We start from the raw sequence: 19,950 nt of genomic DNA, 5'->3' as shown, positions 1-19,950 counted from the left end.
CTATACCCTGGCGCGGCATTTCATGCGATCTTCACGGCATTCGCCCTGGAGTCGCCTGGATGCCCTCATTTATCGCTGATCACCCGATGCTGTGCGCCCTGGCGCTGATCTTGATCGACATCGCCGTGTGGCGCCTGATTTCCGCCAACCTCGCCAACTGGAAGCTGGCGGCGCGGCTGGTGATCTTCGCGGTGTTCAGCGCGGTGCTGTTCAACGACGGCATGAACCCCATGCAACTGGCGCCCTATGCGGACAACACCGCCTTGCACCTGGCCGCCACGGCGTTGCAGATCGGCTGGTGGCTGTTCGCTGCGCGTACGCTGACGGTGTTGCTCGGCACGCTCATGATGCAAAGGGTCGGGCATACCGGCCGCCTGTTGCAGGACCTGATGGGGGCGGTGATCTTCCTGATCGCGATCATTGCCGCCATGGCCTACGTGCTCGACTTGCCGGTCAAGGGTGTGCTCGCCACCTCCGGCGCGGTAGCGATCATTGTCGGCCTGGCGCTGCAAAGTACCTTGAGTGACGTGTTCTCCGGGATCGTCCTCAACACCACCAAGCCTTATCAAATCGATGACTGGATCTCCATCGACGGCACCGAAGGCCGGGTGACGGACATCGATTGGCGCGCCACGCGCCTGCAAACCTCCCAGGGCAGCATGGCGGTGATTCCCAACTCCCTGGCGGCCAAGGCCAAGATCATCAATTTCTCGCGCCCGGCGGACATGTTCGGCCTGGCGGTCAGCCTGCAGGTCAGCCCCCATGCGCGGCCGCAAACGGTGATCGAAGCCCTGGAGCGGGCGATGCAAGGGTGTCGGCCGCTGCTGGGCACGCCGGCGCCAAGTGTGGCGTTCAAGACGTCGGCCAGTGGTGGCGTCGAGTATGAAATCAGCGGATTCGTACCGGCCATGGCCCTTAAGCGCGAAGTGCGCAACCAGCTTTACGACCTGGCTTTCCGGCATTTGCAGGCGGCGGGCGTCGGCGTGCTGTCGGCCACTGAAAGCAGCGCGCCACCGGCCATGTCCGCAGCGCGCGCTTTATTGGAGCGTTCGTCGATTTTTTCCACCCTGCGCCAGGAAGAGAAAGACACCTTCAGCCAGAACATGACCCTGCACACCTATCGCGCCGGCGAGATGATCCTGCCGGCCGGGGAGGTCAGCGATCATTTGTTCATCGTTGAGTCCGGTGTGGTCTCGGTGATGCTGACCAAGGGCGGGCACAAATTCGAAGCCGGGCGCATGGGGCCGGGCGAGGTGATCGGCGAGGCTGGGATCCTGTCGGACGAGGCGACGCTGGCGGATTTCTCGGCCAAGACGTTCTGCACCCTGTACCGCATCGAGAAGGAATACTTGAAGCCGTGCCTGGATGCGCGCCACGACATCGGCGAGGCGATGAAGGCCTTGCTGGATTTCCGTGTGCACGCCGCGCAGGCGCTGACGCAAGAGGCACCGGTGGTGCCTGTCAAGAAAGGCTTTCTGCAGTGGTTGCGCCAGCGTGGTCTCTGACCGCGCACGCCTCGGGTACGGGCGCCACACTGAGGGGCAGGGGGTAAATTGACGCCCTGTCCAGGACTGGATATGTTGTCTTGCATGAAAACCACCTCTCCCGACGATACTCACTTGATCAGCCAGCTCGAACAGATCGCCGAAGGCCTGAGCAAGACCTTCAGCCCCTTCTGCGAAGTGGTGCTGCACGACCTGCGCGACCCCCGGCACTCGATCCTGGCCATCCACAACAACTTGTCCGGGCGTGCACCGGGCGACCCGACCACCGAGCTGGGCCTGGCGCGCATTGCCGACCCCGACTACCCGCAAGTCATCGCCAACTACCAGAACCAGTTCAGCGACGGCCGCCAGGTCAAGAGCACGTCGATCGGCATCAAGGGCGCCGGCGGCGAGTACGTCGCGGCCTTGTGCATGAACGTCGACCTCTCTTTGTTCCGGGGCTTGCAAGGCATGCTCGAACAGTTCGGCTCGGTCAGCGGCGACAAGCTCATCGAGTCCCTGGACCCTTCCGGCGCCGACGTGATCCGTGCGCGCATCGATCAGTTCGCCGCACGCCTGGCCACCACTCCGCGCGCGCTGAAGACGGCCGACCGGCGTGTGCTGATGCAGGAACTCAAGGACTCGGGTTGCCTGGACATCCGCCGGGCCATGGAAACGGTAGCGTCCCATCTGGGCGTGTCGCGTGCGGCGGTCTACACCTACGCCAAGTAGCGCGCCATGGCCTCGATCTCGATCAGGTAACCGTGGTGCAACTCCGGCACCGGCACCACCGCACGGGCAGGGCGGTGCTCGCCCAGCGCGGCAGCATAAAGGCCATCGAAGGCCGGCCAATGCTCGACGCCGGCTACGTACACGGTGACCTTCACCAGGTCCTGCGCGGTTCCGCCGGCGGCGTTGAGGATGGCCAATAGATTATCCAGGGCAATCCGCGCCTGTTCGGCAAATGACGCTGCCAGGTTGTGCCGCCCATCCGGGCTCACCGGCAATTGGCCGGAGATATACAGCGTGTCGCCGTGGCGGATGGCTTGCGAGTAATGGCCGGCAGGCTGTGCCGCATGGGCGGTCTGGATGATGTTCATGAGGCCTCGCAGAGCAGGGCGGCGTACTTTTCGATATCGACGTTGCCACCGGTGACGATAATGCCCACGCGCTGGCCCTTGAAACGTTCACCCTCGTTGAGCAACGCGGCCAGGCCCAGGCAGCCGGTGGGCTCGACCACCATTTTCATGCGTTGCATAAAGAACTTCATGGCGCCGACCAACTCGGCATCCGACACGGTGAGGATGTCGTTGACCTGGTCGCGGATGATCGGGAAGGTGCAGTTGCCCAGGTGCTGGGTCTGGGCACCATCGGCAATGGTCGCCGGCGTATCGATGTGCACGATGCTGCCGCTGCGGAACGAGCGCTGGCCGTCATTGCCGGCTTCGGGTTCCACGCCGTACAGCTGGCAATCCGGCGCCAGGGCACGGGTCGACAACGCCGTGCCCGAGAGCATGCCGCCACCACCCAGGCCAACGAACAATCCATCCAGCGGGCCGGTGAACTCCAGCAGTTCCTTGGCGGCGGTGCCTTGCCCGGCAAGGATATGCGGGTGGTCGTAGGGCGGGATCAGGGTCAGGCCCTGCTCGGTAGCCAGGTCGCGGCCGATCTGTTCGCGGTCTTCGCTGAAGCGGTCATACAGCACCACACTGGCACCGTAGCCACGGGTCGCCGCGACCTTGGCCGCCGGCGCATCGTTGGGCATCACGATGGTTGCCGGCATGCCCAGCATCTGCGCCGCCAGAGCAATGCCCTGGGCGTGGTTGCCGGACGAGAACGCCACCACCCCGGCCTTGCGCTGCTGTGCATCGAACTGCGACAGGGCATTGAACGCACCCCGGAACTTGAAGGAACCGGCGCGTTGCAGGTTTTCGCACTTGATGAACACTTGGGCGCCGGTCAGTGCGTCGAGGGTGCGCGAGGTGAACACAGGGGTGTGATGGGCGACACCGTCAAGGCGTTGGGCGGCGGCGATGACATCTTGGTAAGTCGGCAATGGCATGGGACGGACCTCATTGACTGATCTGGATAAAATATCCATAACAAGACAAACAGTAAAGCCTGGTGTGCGCATGTTAGCGTTTTGCACTTCTCTGACCGCCGGAGGATTCAACATTGATCCGCCTCACCGACTATATTTCAGACTTCGCCCACTCTCCTCTTGCACCCTGGGCTGACCTCGCGCCCTGGGCGCTGGCCGCCCAAGCGCCTGCCGTTGTTCGCCAACTCCTGGCCGAACTGCCGGCAGATCAGTACGTCATCCAGGATGAGATCGCCATCCACCGTACCGCCACCGTCGAACCGGGTGCGCTGCTCAAGCCACCCCTGATCATCGGCGCCCATTGCTTTATCGCCAGCGGTTCGCTGCTGCGCGGCGGCTGCTGGCTGGAGGAACACTGCATCATCGGCCCGGGTGCCGAGTTGAAGACCTCCTTCATGTTCAGCGGCAGCAAGCTGGCGCACTTCAATTTCGTCGGTGATTCGGTGCTGGGGCACGGCATCAACCTGGAGGCGGGAAGCATCGTCGCCAACTACCGTAACGAGCGTGATGACAAGGAGGTGCGAGTGCGGGTCGACGGCACCTTGCAGCGTACCGGTTGCGACAAGTTTGGCGCGTTGCTCGGCGACCAGTGCCGTATCGGCGCCAATGGGGTGTTGGCGCCGGGGGCGGTGCTCAAGCCGGGGAGTGTGGTGGGGCGTGGGCAGGTGTTCGATGCTGAAGCCTCCCTATAAACACAGTGTTGAAAAGATCATGGTCAGTCAGCGCGATATTAAATAGAATGAATCTCATTTGAGACTCACTCGCGCCGTGCAGGTCGCTTGCCATGAATGATGCTGTTGTTCCGACCCACGCCCCCGAACTGACCTTGTCGAGCCTGTACCGCGACCATCGCAGTTGGCTGGAAAGCTGGCTGCGCCGGCGCCTGGGCAATGCCTGGGATGCTGCCGACCTGAGCCAGGATACGTTCCTGCGCGTACTCGCCAGCGCCCAGCCGATTGCGCAGATGCAGGAGCCGCGTGCTTATCTGGTGACCGTCGGCAAACGCCTGCTGGTCAATTTCCATCAGCGACGCAGCCTTGAGCAGGCCTATTTGAACGCCCTGGCGAGCCTGCCGGAAGCCTGCGTGCCATCGCCCGAACAGCGCTGGCTGGTGCTCGAGACCCTGCAAGCCCTGGACGAGTTGCTCGATGGCTTGCCGGTGCTGGTGCGCCGTGCCTTCCTGTGGAGCCAGCTGGAAGGCCTGGGCTATCGGGCCATCGCCGATCGGCTCGAGGTGTCTGAGCGCACGGTCAAACGCTACATGGCCCAGGCCTACGAACATTGCCTGCTGGTGGACCTGTGAGCCGTGACGTCGCCCGCGCCGCTGCCCAATGGCTGGCGCTGCTCGAATCCGGCGCGGCCACCGAGCGTGACCACGCCGCGTTGCAGCACTGGCGAGACAGCCACCCCCAGCACGAGCAGACCTGGCAAAAAGCCCAGACCCTGCGCCAGCGTTTCAGTGACTTGCCCCAGGCCCTGGCGATGGCCAGCCTCGACCGTCCGCAACCGGGGCGGCGCGCGGTGCTCAAGCGTGCATTGGGTATCGCAGCCTTGGTGCCGACGGCCTGGCTGGTCAGCCGCCAGTTGCCCATCGAGGCGTGGCGCGCCGACCTGCACACCGCCACCGGCGAGCGCAGGCGCATGACCCTGGCCGATGGCGGCAGCTTGCAGCTCAACACGGCGACAGCGGTGGACATGGACCTTGCACAGCGGCGCATCACACTGGTGGACGGTGAGCTGGCGCTGAATGTGCCAGGGCCAGCGGCGATGACGGTGCAGACCCGCTATGGCGAGTTGCGGGTCAGCCAGGCTGAGGTGTGTGTCCGTCAGATGGCCAAGGGTTGTCTGGTGTCGGTGCTCCAGGGCTCGGTTCAGGTACGCGACTTGAACGGGCAAATGGTGACGTTGCCGGGTGGTCGGCAAGCCTCGCTGCAAGCCGACGGGCTCGGCGCCTGGGCTCCGTTCGATGTGTTGCAACCGGGCTGGCGCGACGGCGTGCTGACCGCACAGAACCAGGCACTGGGCGACTTTTTACGGGAGTTGGAACGTTATCGTCCCGGTGTGTTGCGCTGGGATCCGAGCCTGGAAACATTGCGAGTGACCGGCAGTTTTCGCCTGGACGACACTGACCGCATCCTCAACCTGCTGGCCCAGACCCTGGGGCTCGAGGTGCAAGCGCGGACGCGGTACTGGGTGACCTTGCGCAAGATCGCCTAGATCACGTGTGCCTGCTGCAACGCCGTCAGTGACAGCGCTTTCAGTTGCGCCAGCCGCGGATCACGCCGGTCCCTGGGGTGTGGCAATTCCACTGCAAGCGCCTGGCGAATGCTGCTCGGCCGGTTATCCATCACCAGCACCCGATCACTCAAATACAACGCCTCGTCGACATCATGGGTCACCAGCAACAAGGCGATGGCATGGTGTTCGGCCAGTTGCAGCAGCAGGTCCTGCAGCTTCATGCGGGTAAACGCGTCTACCGCGCTGAACGGTTCATCCAGCAGCAATACCTGTGGGCGTGAGTACAAACCGCGTGCGATGGCCACTCGCTGCGCCATGCCGCCGGACAATGCCTTGGGCAACGCCTGGGCAAAGCCCTTGAGGCCGACTTCCTCTATCAGTTGCGTGACCCAGGCCCTGTCGTAATGGTTGTCGTCGCTGAAACCGATGTTCTGTTCCACTGTGAGCCAGGGCATCAGTCGGGGTTCCTGGAACACAAAGGCGACTTCGCCGTCGGGCCTGCGCAGTTCGCCCTGGAAGTCCTGTTCCAGGCCGGCGACGATGCGCAGCAAGGTGCTTTTGCCGCAACCACTGGGGCCCAGCAGGCTCACGGCTTCGCGAGGTTGCAGGGCCAGGCGTACGTCTTTCAGCACGGTGGTGTCGGCGAAACGCTTGCGCGCTACATGAATATCCAACAACGCTCGCACGCTCATTGCCCTGCTCCCTGGAAGGTATCGCGCCAGGCCAGGCAACGTTTTTCCAGCGCGGCGAGCAGGCCATCGCTGACCTTGCCCAGCAGCGCCAACACGATGATCGCCGCCAGCACGATGTCCGGCCGCGAGGTCTCCCGCCCATCGCTGAGCAGGTAACCCAAGCCTTTGGTGGCCGCGATCAACTCGGCTGCCACCAGAAACATCCACGCCAGGCTCAAGCCGCTGCGCAACCCGGTGAACAGGCCAGGCAGGGCGGCCGGCAACAGGATACGACGCACCAGGCGCCGCCGACTGAAACCGTACATCTGCCCGACTTCCACCAGCTTGCGGTCGATGTCGCGGATGGCCGCCACGCCGTTGAGGTACACCGGGAAAAACGCGCCGATTGCGATCAGTACGATCTTCGAGGTTTCGTCGATGCCCAACCACAGCAGCAACAGCGGCACCCAGGCCAGGCTGGGGATCGAGCGCAAGCCGGCGAAGGTCGGTTCCAGATAGGCCTCGGCTTCACGGCTCAACCCCACCCAGGCGGCAAACACCAACGCCAGGCTGGCACCAATGACGAACCCCAGCACTACCCGGCCGAGGCTGGCGCTGACGTGTTTCCACAGTGCACCTTCGGCCAGGTCGGTGAGGGTCAGCGCAATTTCGCTGGGCGCCGGCATCTGGTAGGACGGCAGCCAGCCCACCCGAACCACTACCTCCAACACCAGCAGGATCAGCACCGGCAACACCAGGCCCTTGAGGCGCCTCGGCCAGGCACTGCGATTGAGCGCCAAGGGCGTGGCAAGAGGCACTGCTTGGGTTTTGCTGGTCATCACGTGCTCCTCAGTGGCCGAACGAAGTGTCGATCAACTGGTCGATCACCTGGTCCACATTCACGCCTTTGCGCACCAACTCTTCGGACACCAGGATCGGTGCGGCGGCCTTGGACGACACCACGTCCTTGCTGCTCAAGAACGGCGTGCTCAGGTCGGTACGCGAGAGTTGCAGCCTGGCCACTTCCAACGGCAGGCCGGACTCGTCGGCCAGTAGCCTGGCAAATTCATCCGGGTGCTTGACCGCCCAGTCCCGGGCTTTTTCATAGGCGCCGATGACCTTGGTGATGGTTTGCGGATGAGCCTTGGCGAACTTCTCGGTGACGCTCACCACGCCGTAGCTGTTGAAGTCCTTGTTGCGGTACAGCAGGCGCGAACCAGCCTGGATTTCACTGGCGGCCATGTGCGGGTCGAGACCGGCCCAGGCATCCACGTCACCTTTTTCCAGGGCGGTGCGGCCGTCCGGGTGTTGCAGGTGCACCAGTTCCACGTCGTCCTTTTTCAGCCCGGCCTTTTGCAGGCTGCGCAAGGTGAACAGGTACGGGTCGGTGCCTTTGGTGGCGGCGATTTTCTTGCCCTTGAGGTCGGTGACGCTGTTGAGCGGTGAATCCTTGCGCACCACCAGGGCGGTCCATTCGGCGCGGCTGTAGACGTACACCGATTTGATCGGGCTGCCGTTGGCGCGGCTCAGTACTGCGGACAGGCTGGCGGAAGAAGCGAAATCCACGCCACCACTGTTGAGGTATTCCAGGGACCGGTTACTGCCCTGGCTCAATACCCAGCCCACTTTGGAGTCCGGCAAGGCTTGTTCGAGCCAGCCGAAATGCTTGAGCACCAGGCTGACAGGCGAGTAGTAGGCGTAGTCCAGGTTGACTTCGGCTGGATCGGTTTCGGTGGCGTGGGCCAGCGGTTGCAGGCACAGGGCAAGAGCGCAGGCGCCCAATAGACGTTGGGTGAAGGGGGTCATGGAACAGCTCCGGCAAGGCGTTGAGAGAAGGTTTTTCTTATATTCAGAAAAATAAAACCGCATGCTCCATCATGCTTTTAAAGAATATGCAGTCTCTGTGCCATTGGCTTTTGACGGCTAATCACGGGGGCTTCGAGGGGGAAGGGCTGTGGTGGGAGAGGGCAAACTGTTGATCAGCTGTTTATGGTGCAACAGCTTTTATATATCAATAAAGAATAAATAAAGAGATATATATTCCTTTTAATATCTTCGTCGATGGCGCATTTTGAGGGCCTGCGCATTCGTGCGGATTGACCCAACAGCCTGAAGGAAAGCCGACATGACCATTAAAGCCATCAATGTGCGCAACCAGTTCAAGGGCGTGATCAAGGAAATCCTGCAAGGGGAAGTGGTGTCGGAAATCGACGTGCAGACCGCGTCCGGCATCGTCACATCGGTGATCACCACCCGTTCGGTGCGTGATCTGGAATTGAAAGTGGGCAGTGAAGTGATTGCCTTTGTGAAGTCCACCGAAGTGTCCATCGCCAAGTTGTAAATGACAGCCCCCGCACTCAGGCGGGGGCTGGCATGACTCAAGCGATCTTCGGTCCACTGCCACCCGGTGGATGCGGCTGCGGTCTCTCCGGCGGCGCATCCGTCGGCAGGCTCTTGGGTTTCTCGTTCGGGTCCTTGTAGCCCTTGTGCAAGCCGCCATCCAGGCGGTTGCTCGACGAGCCGCCTTTTTGTGGCGTCTGGTCGAAGTGTTCCCACTCCGATTGCTGGAAGCGGAAGATGCTGTCGTCGGTCGGTGCGTCACGGCCACCGTAATGGTGGATTTCGTAGTGGGCGTATTCGACCTTGTCGGCCCAGTTGTCCTGCAACAGACCGTCGCCCGCCAGGTCGCGGTACCAGTCGTTTTCCTTCTCGGTGGCCTTCTGCTTTTTGTTGTGGTCGACAAAGTAGCCGATGATCCCGCCGACCACCGCCAGCACCACACCCACCAGGAACAACGGCCCGGTCAACGCCGCCGCCGTGCCCGCGCCAAACAGCGCCGCAGCCCCCAGTACCCCGGCCGATGCACCGAACGCACCGCCGGCCACTTGCAGGCCGCCGGCCGCCTGGGCCAAGGGGTCTTTGTCCTTCACGCCGCTCTTGATCGCCAGTGCGCCCAGTACGATGTCGGCAAAACCGCCGGCAATGTCCGTGGCCGGGCCCAGCACCTTGATCACGGAACCGGCGATCTTTGCCGATTTGGACGCGCCGAGCTTAGCCGCGCCCGCAGCGGCCAGGCCGTCATCCAGGTGGGTGGCCAGGCCTTCGGTGGCCTCGGTGACGGCCTTGTCGCCCTCGCCGAACATCTTGGCGATGCCGTCGTACTGGCTGTCCGGCACCGCATCGAGGGCCGTGGCGATCTTGGCTTTGACATCCGAGGGCAGTTCGCTGACGCGGAATTCGAAGTTCGGCTCCTGCATGCCGGTCTTGCCCCAGATCTCCGGCAGGGTCTTGTCCAGCCCGAGGAAATCCACCAGGCCGCCTTTGCCCAGGCTCTCGCCGATCTTGTCGCCCAGGCGCACAAAGTGGCTGGAGCCGCCGGCAAAACTCAGGAAGTCCTTGGCGATGGTCATGCGTTGCGCTGGGGTTTCGCCGAGCTTGCCGCCTTTGCCCACCAGTTGGTAAATCCCGGAAAACAGGCTCACACCGGCGCCCAGTGAACCGAGGATGCCTTTGCTGTTGAGGGTGTTGAACACCTCGCCGAGCATGCCGCGATCGGCCACCGGGATGTAGGGTTTGCTCAGGGCGGTTTTCAGGTCGGCTTCGCTGATCACGCCGTTTTTCTGATACACGGCGCCCAGCTCTTCCAGGGCCTTGGTGACGGCGGCAGATTTTTCCTTGCCTTGCAGGCCTTCGTTGAGGAATTTCTCCAGGGTTTCCTGGGTGCGGCGCGGCAAGTCCAGCACGTTGCCCTTGAGCACGCCTTTGAGCAGGCCGAACAGGTCCTTGGTCGCCAGCTCCTTGTTCTCGTCGGAGATTTTGCTCGGGTCCGACAGAATGGCATTCAGGTCGGTGGTCAAGCCGTCCGCCTGGATGTTCTGCGCGGCTTTGCTGGCGGCCGCCGGGTCGAACAGCGACAGCGACGTCAGGGTGTCGCTGAGGTCTTTCTGCGCCTCGTAGGTCTTGCCCTGGCTTTGCAGGTCTTTGAGGTACAGCACGTAGTCCGGGTTGGAGGTGAGGTCCAGCAGCTTCTGTTTGATCTCGTCCTTGTTCGGCAGCTTGTTGATCGCCTCGTCCATCTTCGACTTGTAGTCGGCCTGCACGGTGGGGTCGTTGAACAGTTCGCCGATCTGCTTCTGCACGGCCTTGCCGTCGATGATGTCGTGCATGTCGGCCGAGGTCAGCTCGGTCTGCTTGTCATCGAACTCGCGCCAAGTCGTGCCGAATGGACGCTTGGCTTCCTCGTAGCCGGTGATGCCATGGCCGTTCTGGTACGCGGCTTGCGCTTCGAGGGCCCGGACCAGCTTCGCACGCGGGTCGTCCTTGGGGATCGAGCCGTTCTTCACACCTTCGCGGTAGGTGTCGATCAGTTGCGTGGTGGCCAGCTCGCTGACGCTGAGGGTCGGCGATTTATCGTCCTTTTCATCGGCGTGCACGCCGGTGTCCAGGTTCAGCACATCCAGGTCGTCGGCCTTGGGCAGGTTGTGCTTGGCGCGGGTGTCGTCCACCGAGCTGGCGCTCCAGGCTTCCCACTTGGCCGCCACGTCGTCGTAGAGCTGCGGGCTGAGCTCCTTGGAGACGATCACCTTGCCTTCGCTGGTTTCATAGCGGATCAGGCCGTCGCCCAGTTCATCCGGGGAGCCGAAGGTGATATCGGTGTTTTTCAGGAAGTCATTCGGCCCGGCCAGCTTGTAGCCTTCGCCCTCGCTGGTGTGGATCTTGGCCCAGGTGTCATTGGCGGTGGCGACGCTCTTGAACAGCTCGGGGCTGACGTCGGACGACACCACCACCTTGGTGCCGTCATGCAGCTCGTAGGTGAGGATGTGGTCTTTCTGGTCGTTGTTCCAACTGAAGTTCTTGTAGTCGTTCAGGCCCGGCAACGGGGTGTTGGCATCGGCCAGTACCGCGCCGTTGTTCAGTTCGCCTTCCACCACGGCTTTCTTGCCGGGGTCGGTGTAGACCGCGTGCAGGCCTGCCAGGTAGTCGAACAGCTTGGGGTTGTCGTCGCGGGCCACCACCATTTTCTGGCCGTTGCTTTCAAAGCGGATCAGGCCCGGGCCGACTTCATCCACAGGGCCCACCGTGGTGCCCGCGTAGGGCGGCCACACTTCATTGTCGCTGGCGCGCTTGTACCCGGCGTCTTCACTGCTGGACAGGCCGGTAAAGCTGGCATAGGCGTCCTTGGCTTTCTGGAAGGCTTCGGGGTTGTCACGCTGGCTGATGACGACCTTGGTGCCGTCTTGGGTCTCGTAGCGGATCACACCCGGTCCGGTTTCATCCGGTGGGCCGAGGGATTTGTAATCGGCGAGTTTGCCCGGCGCAGTGCCGTCGGCGCCGAGGCTCTGGTAGCCGGCATTCTGGCTGGCGACCACGCCGGTCAGTGCCTTGAAATCCTGGCTGACCTGCTTGAACAGCTCGGGGCTGTCCTGTTCGCTGACGATGACTTTCTTGCCGTCCTGGGTTTCATAACGGATCAACCCGGGGCCGACTTCATCGGGCGGGCCGATGGCCTTGTAGTCGGCCAACGTCTCTGGCGGCGTGGCATCCTTGGCGGCCAGCTCATAGCCGTCTTTTTTACTGGCCTCCAGCCCCGATGGTGTCTTGTCCTGGGCCTCGACCTTCTTGTTGTTGGCGCTTTGCTTGAGCAACGCATGGAACTGCGCGCCGGACTTGGGCGGCGTGCGGGGGAGGACTTTGGGGTCGGACGAGCGATCGAGGGGCTGGGTCGTCATGCCATGAAACTCCTGCTGTTACCGGTGGGGCGTATCGGCAAAAACAGTAACAGCAGGCGTTCGGCACGCGTTGCGAAAAATTGTGAATTAGGCTTGGCGGTGACGCAGGGCGCGCTCCATGCGCTGCAAGCCTTCCTCCAGCATCGCCCGTGGGCAGCCGAAGTTAAGGCGCACGAATTGCTGGCTGTCGTCACCGAATTCGATCCCTGCGCTCAAGCCAACCTTGGCCTGTTCCAGGAAGAACTGCTGCGGGTCATCCAGGCCCAACGCGCTGCAATCCAGCCAGGCCAGGAAGGTGCCTTGCGGCGCATGCATGACCACGCCGGGCAGGCGGGTCTGCACGGCGTCGAGCAGGTAGTCGCGGTTGGCTTGCAGGTACTGCACCAAGGCATCGAGCCAGTCGGCGCATTCACTGTAGGCGGCGCGGGTGGCTTCCAGGCCCAGGGGGCTGACGCTGTCGACCATGCCGCAACGGGCCTGGTTGAAACGCTCGCGGATCTCGGCGTTCTGCACCACGGCAAAGCAGGTCTTCAGGCCGGCGACGTTATAGGCCTTGCTCGCCGACATCAGCGTGATGGTGCGCTGGGCAATCTCGGGGCTGAGGCTGGCGGTGGGGATATGGCGGCGACCGTCGAAGCACAGCTCGGCGTGGATTTCGTCGGAGATGATCAGCGCACCCTGTTCCAGGCAGGCATTGGCCACGGCCAGCAGTTCATCGCGAGGGAAGACTTTGCCCATGGGGTTGTGCGGGTTGCTCAACAACAGCGCGCCGGCGCCGGTCAGTGCCTGGCGCATTGCTGGCAGTGGCGTGAGGTATTCGCCGTTGACCAACTCGAACGGCACTTCGATGCGCGGCAGGTTCCAGTGCCCCGGCGCGAGGCGGATCGGCCGGTAGTTGGGGGTTTGCAGCACCACCGGCTGGCCCGGCTCTACAAATGCATGCAGCGCCATATTGAAACCCGGCTCCACACCCGGCAAAAACAGCAACTCATCCGGCTGCACGCGCCAGGCGTACTTGTTCCACAGGTCGGCAATGATCGCCTCGCGCACATCCGGCCCCGCGACGCTGTAGCCCAGCACCTGTTGGTCGAGGCGTGCGTGCAGGGCCTTCAGCACGGCGGGTGGGGCGGCGATGTCCATGTCGGCGATCCACATCGGCAAAACGTCTTGCGGGTAGCGGTTCCACTTGGTGCTGCCGGTGCCGAGGCGTGGGTGGATCGTGTCGAAATCAAAGCTCATGGGGGGCTCGTATCAGGGCGTCAGGCGCAGGAATGGCGCTGATTCTAGCGCCATTATTTTTATAGGCCAGAGCTGATTGCGAGCGACAGTTGCCGATGGGCCTGTTCCAGCGCGCGATTGACCGCTTCTTCACCGCGCACCATGGCCGGCAGGTATACAAAATCTACCGACTCAATACCCACCGTCGCCAGGATCGCGGTCATGTACGGGGTAAGGAAGTCCGGTTCATGGCCTTTGCGGGCGTTACCCGAGCTGACCAGCACAAAGGTGCGCCGGTCCTCCAGCAAGCCGACCTTGGCCAATTGCGCATTCACCGTAAAGCTGCGCTGGATGCGTACCACGTGGTCGATCCAGGCCTTGAGCGCCGCCGGCACGGTGAAATTGTGCACCGGGGTGCACAGGATCAGCAGGTCGCAGGCTTCCAGTTCCACGATCAACTGTTCCGAGAGTGCCGTCGCCTTGCCGCTCAAGCCCCCCGCTGTGGTGAGTGCGTTGGCATATTCACGGGTCAGCGGCGGCAGCGCCTGGCCGCCGTAGTCACGCTCGGTCACCGTGGCGTGCGGCACCAGGTCGCGCAACAGGGCACGGGCCAGTTTGAAAGTCTGCGCGGCTTTACCGTGGGGGCTGAAACCGAGGAGCAGGGCGCGAGTCATTGGCTGAGGTCCTGGGAAAAGTGCATGCCCAGGGGCAACAGGCCCTGGCGGAAATAGAAACGTTGGGCCAGGGCCATGTGCATGCCGGTGTCCAGCACCAGCCAGCGATAGCCGTGGGTGCGGGTTTCGTCACGCACGTGGTCAAGCAGTCGTTCACCGAGGCGGCGCCGCTGCAACGTGGTGTCTACCACCAGGTCATCGACGTAGATAAAGCGGCCATACAGGGTGTTCTCGGTCAACCGGTAGCCGGCCAGGCCGATCACCTGGCCGTGTTCCCGCGCGGCGAGCAGGCGATAGCCGTTTTGCCGTTGGCGCTGGACTTGCTCGGCGAACGCCTTGGCGTCGGTGAGGTGCGGGCGCAGCTGCTGCATCACTGCAAAGCTGGCGACGCAATCGGCCTCGGTTTCCATCTGGACGAACTCGACGTGTTCATTCATGGCCGTGGTTCTCCAGGTGAGCCTTGATTGCCGCCGGCACTTTGCGAAAACTGATGGCCACGCGATTGAGGGCGTTCATCAAGCCGATGGCCAGGGTCAGGTCGGCGACTTCCTTGTCGCTGAACACCGCCGCGACCTGTGCGTAATCCGCATCCGGCACCTGGGTTTGCGCGACCGGCGTCACCACTTCGGCCCAGGCCAGGGCGGCCTGCTCACGCGGGGTGTACAGCGGCAGACCTTCGCGCCAGGCGGCCAGCAGCATGATTTTTTCCAGGCTTACGCCCAGCTTGAGCAGGTCGCGGGAATGGCTATCCAGGCAATAGGCGCAGCCGTTGAGTTGCGAGACTCGCAGGTACACCAGGTCGATCAGTTCTTTTTCCAAGCCGCAGCCGTGGATATAGCTGTGCACCGAGCCCAGGGCTTTATAACCGGCGGGGGCGGCCAGGGCGTAGTCGAGACGGTGTTTCATGGGCGATCCTTATTGCGGTGAAGAGATGCGCCATTTTCGTGGCTGGCCGGGTGGCCTGACAGGGGCATGATTGGACAAGTGGGTTGGGACATGATCAGACTTCGGCCTGTCTTCCCGCCGAGCCACTTGCGATGTCGTCACTGCCCAAATACCAGGAAATCTACCGGCGTTTTCGCCAGGCCATCGACCAGGGCCAATTGCGCGCCGGCGAGCGCGTGCCCTCGGTGCGGGCGCTGGCCCAGGAGCTCAAGGTGGCGCGGGGCACGGTGGAGGCGGCGTATCAACTGCTGGTCAGCGAAGGTTTCTTCGAGGCGCGCGGGCAAGCGGGGACCGTGATTGCCGAGGCGCTGCCGCAGGTGTCGGTGAAACCCATGCCGGTTGCGCTGCCGGTGACTTCAGGCCCTCGGCCGTTGCAAATGGGCCTGCCCGCCCTGGATGCGTTCCCCCGCAAATTGTGGGCGCGCCTGGTGACCCAGCAAGTGCGCCGCACCGATGCGGACAGCCTGGCGATGGGCGACGTGCGCGGCACCCAGGCGCTGCGTGTGGCGATTGCCAGCTACCTGGCGTTGTATCGCGGCGTGGAGTGCACGCCCCAGCAGGTGTTTGTGTGTGCCGGGTATGCGGGTGGCCTCACCCTGGTCTGCGAAACGCTGGCGATGGCGGGGCAGCGCTGCTGGTTCGAAGACCCCGGGTACTTGCATGCGCGGCAGTTGTTGAGGCATCGCGGTGTGGAACTGGTGCCGGTGCCGGTGGATCGCGATGGGCTGGATGTCGCGCAGGGCATTGCACGGGGGCGTGGGGCGCGACTGGCGATAGTCACCCCGGCGCACCAGAGCCCCTTGGGTGTGGCGTTGAGCCCGCTGCGGCGGCAGGCCTTGCTGGAATGGGCGCGAGAGCAGGGCAGTTGGGTGGTAGAGGATGACTATGACAGTGAATTTCGCTATCGCGGGCAGCCTTTGGCGGCGCTCAAGAGCCAGGATACGGATGACCGAGTGATCTATGCCGGAAGTTTCAGCAAGATGCTGTTCCCGGGGTTGCGCTTGGGGTATCTGGTGGTGCCTGTGTCGTTGGTGTCAGCGTTTGAGCGTGCGGCCGAGGCGTTGCAGCAGCGTGGGGCGCAGCTGTTGCAATTGACGGCGGCGGATTTTCTCGAGCAGGGGCATTTCACCCGGCATTTGAAGAAGATGCGCCAGTTGTATGCGCAGCGCAGGGCATATCTGGTGGAGGCGTTGCGCGTGCATTGTGCGGGGTATCTGCGGGTGGATGAGCAGGCGGGCGGGATTAATTTGCTGGCGCGGTTGGTGGTGGATGTGCCGGACCTTGTCGTGGCTGAGGCCGCTGGTAGAGCGGGGTTGGCCGTGCAGGCACTGTCTTCCTGGACGCTTGAGGCTGGGCGGGGGCAGGGGGTGTTGATGGGGTTTACCAATGTGGCGTCTATGTCGGATGCGGTGGGGATTGTAGTGGTTTTGCGTGAGGTGATTGATGGGTGCATATCCCTTATTTAGGTAATGGCGGCTTATGGTTCCACTCTTGGCATCAGCCCTTTCAAGGTCTTTAGGTATAACCGACGATATATACCCTGTGGCAAGCCCGCTCGCCACAGGTGCAGTGTTCGTCTTTGCGCTGGCCGGTCAGTGCTTGACCGGCGTCGGCAGGGTCACGAGGTTGACGTAGCCATCCCAGAATTTTTTCTGGTCGACACCGAACACCACCTTGGCCTTCTGCGTGCCTACCGGGGCACCTTTGGCGTAGCCCAGTGCGCGGCCGTAGTCGGCGCCGAACGTGGCGTCCACATCCACCCACAGGTCGCGGGACTCGGTGACGATCCCGGGGTTGACCAGGTACAGCGCCGGCAAGCTGTCCCAGGTAAAGCTGTGGTAGCTCGGGTCCTTGTCGAACAGCGGGCCGAATTCATGCTTGTACAGGTCGGCAATCGGGCCTTTCTGGGCGCTCACGCGCTGGTACACCGCCTTGTCGAAGGTGACTTTCTCGCACACATCGTTGGGGAAAATCACGTGCTCGATGGGTGAGCGCAACACGATCTTTGCCGCCTCCGGGTCGAACCACCAGTTGAACTCCGCTGCCGGCGTAGTGTTGCCCGGAATCTCCAGGGCGCCACCCATGTACACGATGCGCTTGATCAGCGGCACGATATCCGGCGCCGAGCGAATCGCCAGGGCGACGTTGGTCAGCGGGCCGACCGCCAGGATCGTCACCTGGTGCGGGTTGGCGCGCACGCTGTCGACGATGAACTGCGCGGCGGTTTCCTTGCGCAATGGGGTGTGGGTGGCCAGGCCGTCCGGTGGTGCGACCAACTGCGAAGGCGACGTAGGGCGAGGGTGTTTGAACGCCCCCGGCCAGCCGGCGCCGAACAGCGCCTGTTGCGCATCAAAGGTGGCGTAGTCGTGCAGCAGCGGGTAGGCGGCACCGGAGTAGACGCCCACCTCTTTCTCCACGCCCATGCGTTCCACGGCCTTGAGGGCGTCGACCTGTTCCTGGTCGACCCAGGCATTGCCGCTGACCAGGGTCATGCCCAGCAGCTCGATGCGTTTTTGCGCATGCAGCTGGGCGAGCATGATGAAGGCCTGGCCGTCATCGTTGAGCACATTGAAGTCGGTGTCGAAGATGACCTTTTCCGCCGCCTGCGCGGTGCCGGCACACAGGCCGACCGCCACAAGCAACGCACAGCGTTTCAAGAAGCCTTGCATGGTGGTTCATCCGGAATAATTGGGATTATCAACGGTTCACCAGTTTCGCCGGCAAGGCGATGACCAGGAAGCTGCTGAGAATCAGGCAGCCGGCGAAAAACCACAAGGCACCCGCGCTGCTGCCTGTGACGTCAATCGCAACGCCCATCAACGAGTTGCTCACCAGACCGGCAATATTCGCCACCGAACAGGCCAGGGCAAAGCCGGTGGCCGCCGCGGTGCCTTTGAGGAACGTCGCCGGCAGGCTGAAAAACACCGGCACCGCGCCGATGATCGCCGCCGAGGCAATCGCGAACAGCGCCACGGTGGCCGCTACGTTATGGGTGAAGAAGGTGCTGGTGGCCATCGCCGCCGCGCCGATGAAAAACGGCACGATGATGTGCCAGCGGCGTTCGCGGTGTTTGTCGGAACTGGCGCCGATCAACAGCATGCCGAGCAGGGCGGCGACGCTCGGCAAGGCGGTGAGCACACCGATATGGAAGGTGTCGGTGACCCCGGCGTTGCGGATGAATGTCGGCATCCAGAAACCCATGGCGTAGGCGCTGAGCAGGATCGAGAAGTCGATACCGCCGAGCATCCACACCTTGAGGTTGAAGAACCCGTCGCGGAAGCTGTGCTTGCTGGCGGTGCCATCGGCGTCGTCCTTGTGCAGTTCGGTTTCCAGCAGGGCCTTTTCCTCGTCCGACAGCCATTTGGCTTGCTGGTAGGTGTTGGGCAGCGCCCAGAAGGTCAGTACGCCGAGCAATACGCTGGGCACCGCCTCGATCAGGAACAGCCACTGCCAGCCGCGCAGACCGCCGATGTGGTCGAAATGGCCCATGATCCAGCCGGACAGCGGGCCGCCGATCACGCTGGACAGCGGCAGGCCGATCATGAACAGCGCGATGATGCGCCCCCGTCGGTGGGTGGGGAACCAGGTGGTCAGGTAGTACAGCACGCCCGGCAGAAAGCCCGCTTCGGCCGCGCCGAGCAGAAAGCGCAGGATGTAGAACTGGGTGGTGGAGGTGACCAGCATGGTGCAGGCCGAGAGCAGGCCCCAGGTGATCATGATGCGCGCGATCCAGATCTTCGCGCCGACCCGTTCCAGCACCAGGTTGCTTGGCACTTCAAAGATGATGTAGCCGACAAAGAACAGGCCGGCACCGAGGCCGAACGCGGTTTCGCTGAACTGCAACTGGTCGAGCATCTGCAATTTGGCGAAACCGATATTGATCCGGTCCAGATAGGCGGCCAGATAACAGAAGCACAGGAACGGAATCAGTTTCCAGGTGATCTTGTGGTAAAGCGTGTTGACGGGATCGGCGACCGTGGTCGCCGGCGCTGCATTCGCAATGGGCATGGGGTGTCTCCTGGCGGTGACTTATGGTTTTTATACAGCCGCTTTTGTTCCAGCACTTCGGAGTGCTGTAGAAGCGACGTCCAAAGGCAGTGTCAGAAGACTGGGGCGTGTACCCCAGTTTTAGGCGAGACCGCACTCTATGGCGCGATTCTCGGTACCGTTTATTGCTCCCTGAATTTGCGCATCGCCTCCTGCTTGCTCACCACGTCGCCATACTTGCTGTCGATATCGAACAGATTGGCTTCATGGGGGGCCGGGTGCCGGTCGCCGACGCATTCGCGCACGACGATGGTGCGAAACCCGTGTTGCACTGCATCCACCGCCGTGGCGCGGATGCAGCCACTGGTGGAACAACCGGCCAGTACCACGGTGTCGATGCCCTGTGCATGCAGCATCGGCGCCAGGCTGCTGCCGAAAAACGCACTGGCGTACTGTTTGGTGATCACCACTTCATCGGCCTGGGGCAGTACCTCGGCGCAGAACGCGGCCAGTGGGTTGCCTTCGACCATGTCTTTCATCACCGGGGCCTTCTTGACCCATATGCCTCCATCCAGGAAATGGCCGGGATGGTAGCGGATATTGGTGTGGACGACTGCAATCCCGTGCTGGCGTGCGCTGGCCAGCAGCTCCACGCTTTCAGCCACGGCCGTGACCACACCCGGCGCGAACAGCGGCGCGCCTTCGGTGGTGTAGCCTTGCATGAAGTCGATCATCAACAGCGCGGCCTTTTTGCCAAAGCCGATGCGGTTGCCCCATACGCCCTGGTAATTGGCGTCGGCGGATTGTTCGCTCATCGTTTAACCCCCTCATTTCTGGACAGTGCACTTACCTTGTGGTGACCGAGCTTGTTGTGGCGAGCGGGCTTGCCCCGCGTTGGGCTGC

Annotated in this window: 20 protein-coding genes; 7 read left to right on the top strand and 13 right to left on the bottom strand. The window is 62.8% G+C overall.

The features are described 5' to 3' along the window. Positions 1–59 precede the first annotated feature (59 nt). Complete coding sequence (locus tag BFN10_RS09970) at positions 60–1,505, top strand: mechanosensitive ion channel family protein (RefSeq protein ID WP_071489549.1); 1,446 nt, start codon at positions 60–62, stop codon at positions 1,503–1,505. A gap of 84 nt (positions 1,506–1,589) precedes the next feature. Next, the gene (locus BFN10_RS09965; protein ID WP_071489548.1) at positions 1,590–2,216 is read left to right on the top strand and encodes a helix-turn-helix transcriptional regulator; all 627 of its coding nucleotides are present in this window, start codon (positions 1,590–1,592) and stop codon (positions 2,214–2,216) included. On the opposite strand, the gene BFN10_RS09960 is transcribed toward BFN10_RS09965, so the two are convergent. Continuing rightward, complete coding sequence (locus tag BFN10_RS09960; protein ID WP_071489547.1) at positions 2,204–2,584, bottom strand: RidA family protein; 381 nt, start codon at positions 2,582–2,584, stop codon at positions 2,204–2,206. The genes BFN10_RS09965 and BFN10_RS09960 overlap by 13 nt on opposite strands. Next, entirely contained in the window at positions 2,581–3,546 is a 966-nt protein-coding gene (locus tag BFN10_RS09955; protein ID WP_071489546.1) for a threo-3-hydroxy-L-aspartate ammonia-lyase, read from the bottom strand. The genes BFN10_RS09960 and BFN10_RS09955 overlap by 4 nt, the downstream gene beginning before the upstream one ends. A 113-nt stretch (positions 3,547–3,659) precedes the next feature. Here BFN10_RS09955 and BFN10_RS09950 point away from each other — a divergent pair, with 113 nt between their 5' ends. The 3 genes from BFN10_RS09950 to BFN10_RS09940 all read left to right on the top strand — a co-directional run bounded on the left by BFN10_RS09950 (position 3,660) and on the right by BFN10_RS09940 (position 5,802). Continuing rightward, the gene (locus BFN10_RS09950; protein WP_071489545.1) at positions 3,660–4,277 is read left to right on the top strand and encodes an LbetaH domain-containing protein; all 618 of its coding nucleotides are present in this window, start codon (positions 3,660–3,662) and stop codon (positions 4,275–4,277) included. 92 nt (positions 4,278–4,369) lie between these two features. Next, positions 4,370–4,888, top strand: coding sequence for a sigma-70 family RNA polymerase sigma factor (locus tag BFN10_RS09945; RefSeq protein WP_071489544.1), 519 nt, complete (start codon positions 4,370–4,372; stop codon positions 4,886–4,888). Then, the gene (locus tag BFN10_RS09940; protein WP_071489543.1) at positions 4,885–5,802 is read left to right on the top strand and encodes a FecR domain-containing protein; all 918 of its coding nucleotides are present in this window, start codon (positions 4,885–4,887) and stop codon (positions 5,800–5,802) included. The genes BFN10_RS09945 and BFN10_RS09940 overlap by 4 nt, the downstream gene beginning before the upstream one ends. Here BFN10_RS09940 and BFN10_RS09935 read toward each other — a convergent pair. From BFN10_RS09935 to BFN10_RS09925, 3 genes are read right to left on the bottom strand one after another with little or no spacing between them, the layout of a single operon-like run. Next, on the bottom strand, positions 5,799–6,515 hold the full coding sequence (locus BFN10_RS09935; protein WP_071489542.1) for an ABC transporter ATP-binding protein: 717 nt from the start codon (positions 6,513–6,515) through the stop codon (positions 5,799–5,801). The genes BFN10_RS09940 and BFN10_RS09935 overlap by 4 nt on opposite strands. Next, complete coding sequence (locus BFN10_RS09930; protein ID WP_071489541.1) at positions 6,512–7,333, bottom strand: ABC transporter permease; 822 nt, start codon at positions 7,331–7,333, stop codon at positions 6,512–6,514. Before BFN10_RS09930 ends, BFN10_RS09935 begins: the two co-directional genes overlap by 4 nt. 10 nt (positions 7,334–7,343) lie before the next feature. Next, entirely contained in the window at positions 7,344–8,300 is a 957-nt protein-coding gene (locus tag BFN10_RS09925; protein ID WP_071489540.1) for an aliphatic sulfonate ABC transporter substrate-binding protein, read from the bottom strand. A gap of 319 nt (positions 8,301–8,619) precedes the next feature. On the opposite strand from BFN10_RS09925, the gene BFN10_RS09920 reads away from it, so the two are divergent. Then, positions 8,620–8,835 carry a TOBE domain-containing protein gene (locus tag BFN10_RS09920; RefSeq protein WP_060752785.1) on the top strand — a complete coding sequence of 72 codons (216 nt, stop codon included), beginning with the start codon at positions 8,620–8,622 and terminating at the stop codon, positions 8,833–8,835. A 37-nt stretch (positions 8,836–8,872) separates the two neighbouring features. Here the strand turns inward: BFN10_RS09920 and BFN10_RS09915 are convergent, their stop codons facing one another. The 5 genes from BFN10_RS09915 to BFN10_RS09895 form a co-directional block, all read right to left on the bottom strand. Further along, a complete protein-coding gene (locus BFN10_RS09915; protein ID WP_071489539.1) occupies positions 8,873–12,223 on the bottom strand; it encodes a hypothetical protein in 3,351 nt (1,116 codons plus the stop codon). Between the two features lie 87 nt (positions 12,224–12,310). After that, a complete protein-coding gene (locus BFN10_RS09910) occupies positions 12,311–13,462 on the bottom strand; it encodes a MalY/PatB family protein (protein WP_071489538.1) in 1,152 nt (383 codons plus the stop codon). Positions 13,463–13,521: 59 nt separating this feature from the next. Further along, the gene (locus BFN10_RS09905; RefSeq protein WP_071489537.1) at positions 13,522–14,115 is read right to left on the bottom strand and encodes an FMN-dependent NADH-azoreductase; all 594 of its coding nucleotides are present in this window, start codon (positions 14,113–14,115) and stop codon (positions 13,522–13,524) included. After that, positions 14,112–14,552, bottom strand: coding sequence for a GNAT family N-acetyltransferase (locus BFN10_RS09900; RefSeq protein WP_071489536.1), 441 nt, complete (start codon positions 14,550–14,552; stop codon positions 14,112–14,114). The genes BFN10_RS09905 and BFN10_RS09900 overlap by 4 nt, the downstream gene beginning before the upstream one ends. Beyond that, on the bottom strand, positions 14,545–15,021 hold the full coding sequence (locus tag BFN10_RS09895) for a carboxymuconolactone decarboxylase family protein (RefSeq protein ID WP_071489535.1): 477 nt from the start codon (positions 15,019–15,021) through the stop codon (positions 14,545–14,547). The genes BFN10_RS09900 and BFN10_RS09895 overlap by 8 nt, the downstream gene beginning before the upstream one ends. A 131-nt stretch (positions 15,022–15,152) precedes the next feature. Here BFN10_RS09895 and pdxR point away from each other — a divergent pair, with 131 nt between their 5' ends. Beyond that, the gene (gene pdxR / locus BFN10_RS09890) at positions 15,153–16,526 is read left to right on the top strand and encodes a MocR-like pyridoxine biosynthesis transcription factor PdxR (protein ID WP_071489534.1); all 1,374 of its coding nucleotides are present in this window, start codon (positions 15,153–15,155) and stop codon (positions 16,524–16,526) included. 126 nt (positions 16,527–16,652) lie between these two features. Here the strand turns inward: pdxR and BFN10_RS09885 are convergent, their stop codons facing one another. From BFN10_RS09885 to BFN10_RS09875, 3 genes are all read right to left on the bottom strand, one after another. Next, positions 16,653–17,729 carry a nucleoside hydrolase gene (locus tag BFN10_RS09885; protein WP_071489533.1) on the bottom strand — a complete coding sequence of 359 codons (1,077 nt, stop codon included), beginning with the start codon at positions 17,727–17,729 and terminating at the stop codon, positions 16,653–16,655. A gap of 28 nt (positions 17,730–17,757) precedes the next feature. Then, positions 17,758–19,068 carry an MFS transporter gene (locus BFN10_RS09880; protein WP_071489532.1) on the bottom strand — a complete coding sequence of 437 codons (1,311 nt, stop codon included), beginning with the start codon at positions 19,066–19,068 and terminating at the stop codon, positions 17,758–17,760. A 161-nt stretch (positions 19,069–19,229) separates the two neighbouring features. Further along, entirely contained in the window at positions 19,230–19,862 is a 633-nt protein-coding gene (locus tag BFN10_RS09875) for an N-carbamoylsarcosine amidohydrolase (RefSeq protein ID WP_058426134.1), read from the bottom strand. Positions 19,863–19,950 lie beyond the last annotated feature (88 nt).

The sequence above is a fragment of the Pseudomonas extremorientalis genome (assembly GCF_001870465.1).
GTDB classification, from domain to species: Bacteria; Pseudomonadota; Gammaproteobacteria; order Pseudomonadales; family Pseudomonadaceae; genus Aquipseudomonas; species Aquipseudomonas extremorientalis.
The sequence above is the reverse complement of the archived record's forward strand: the minus strand, read 5'-3'. Positions and strand labels throughout refer to the sequence as shown.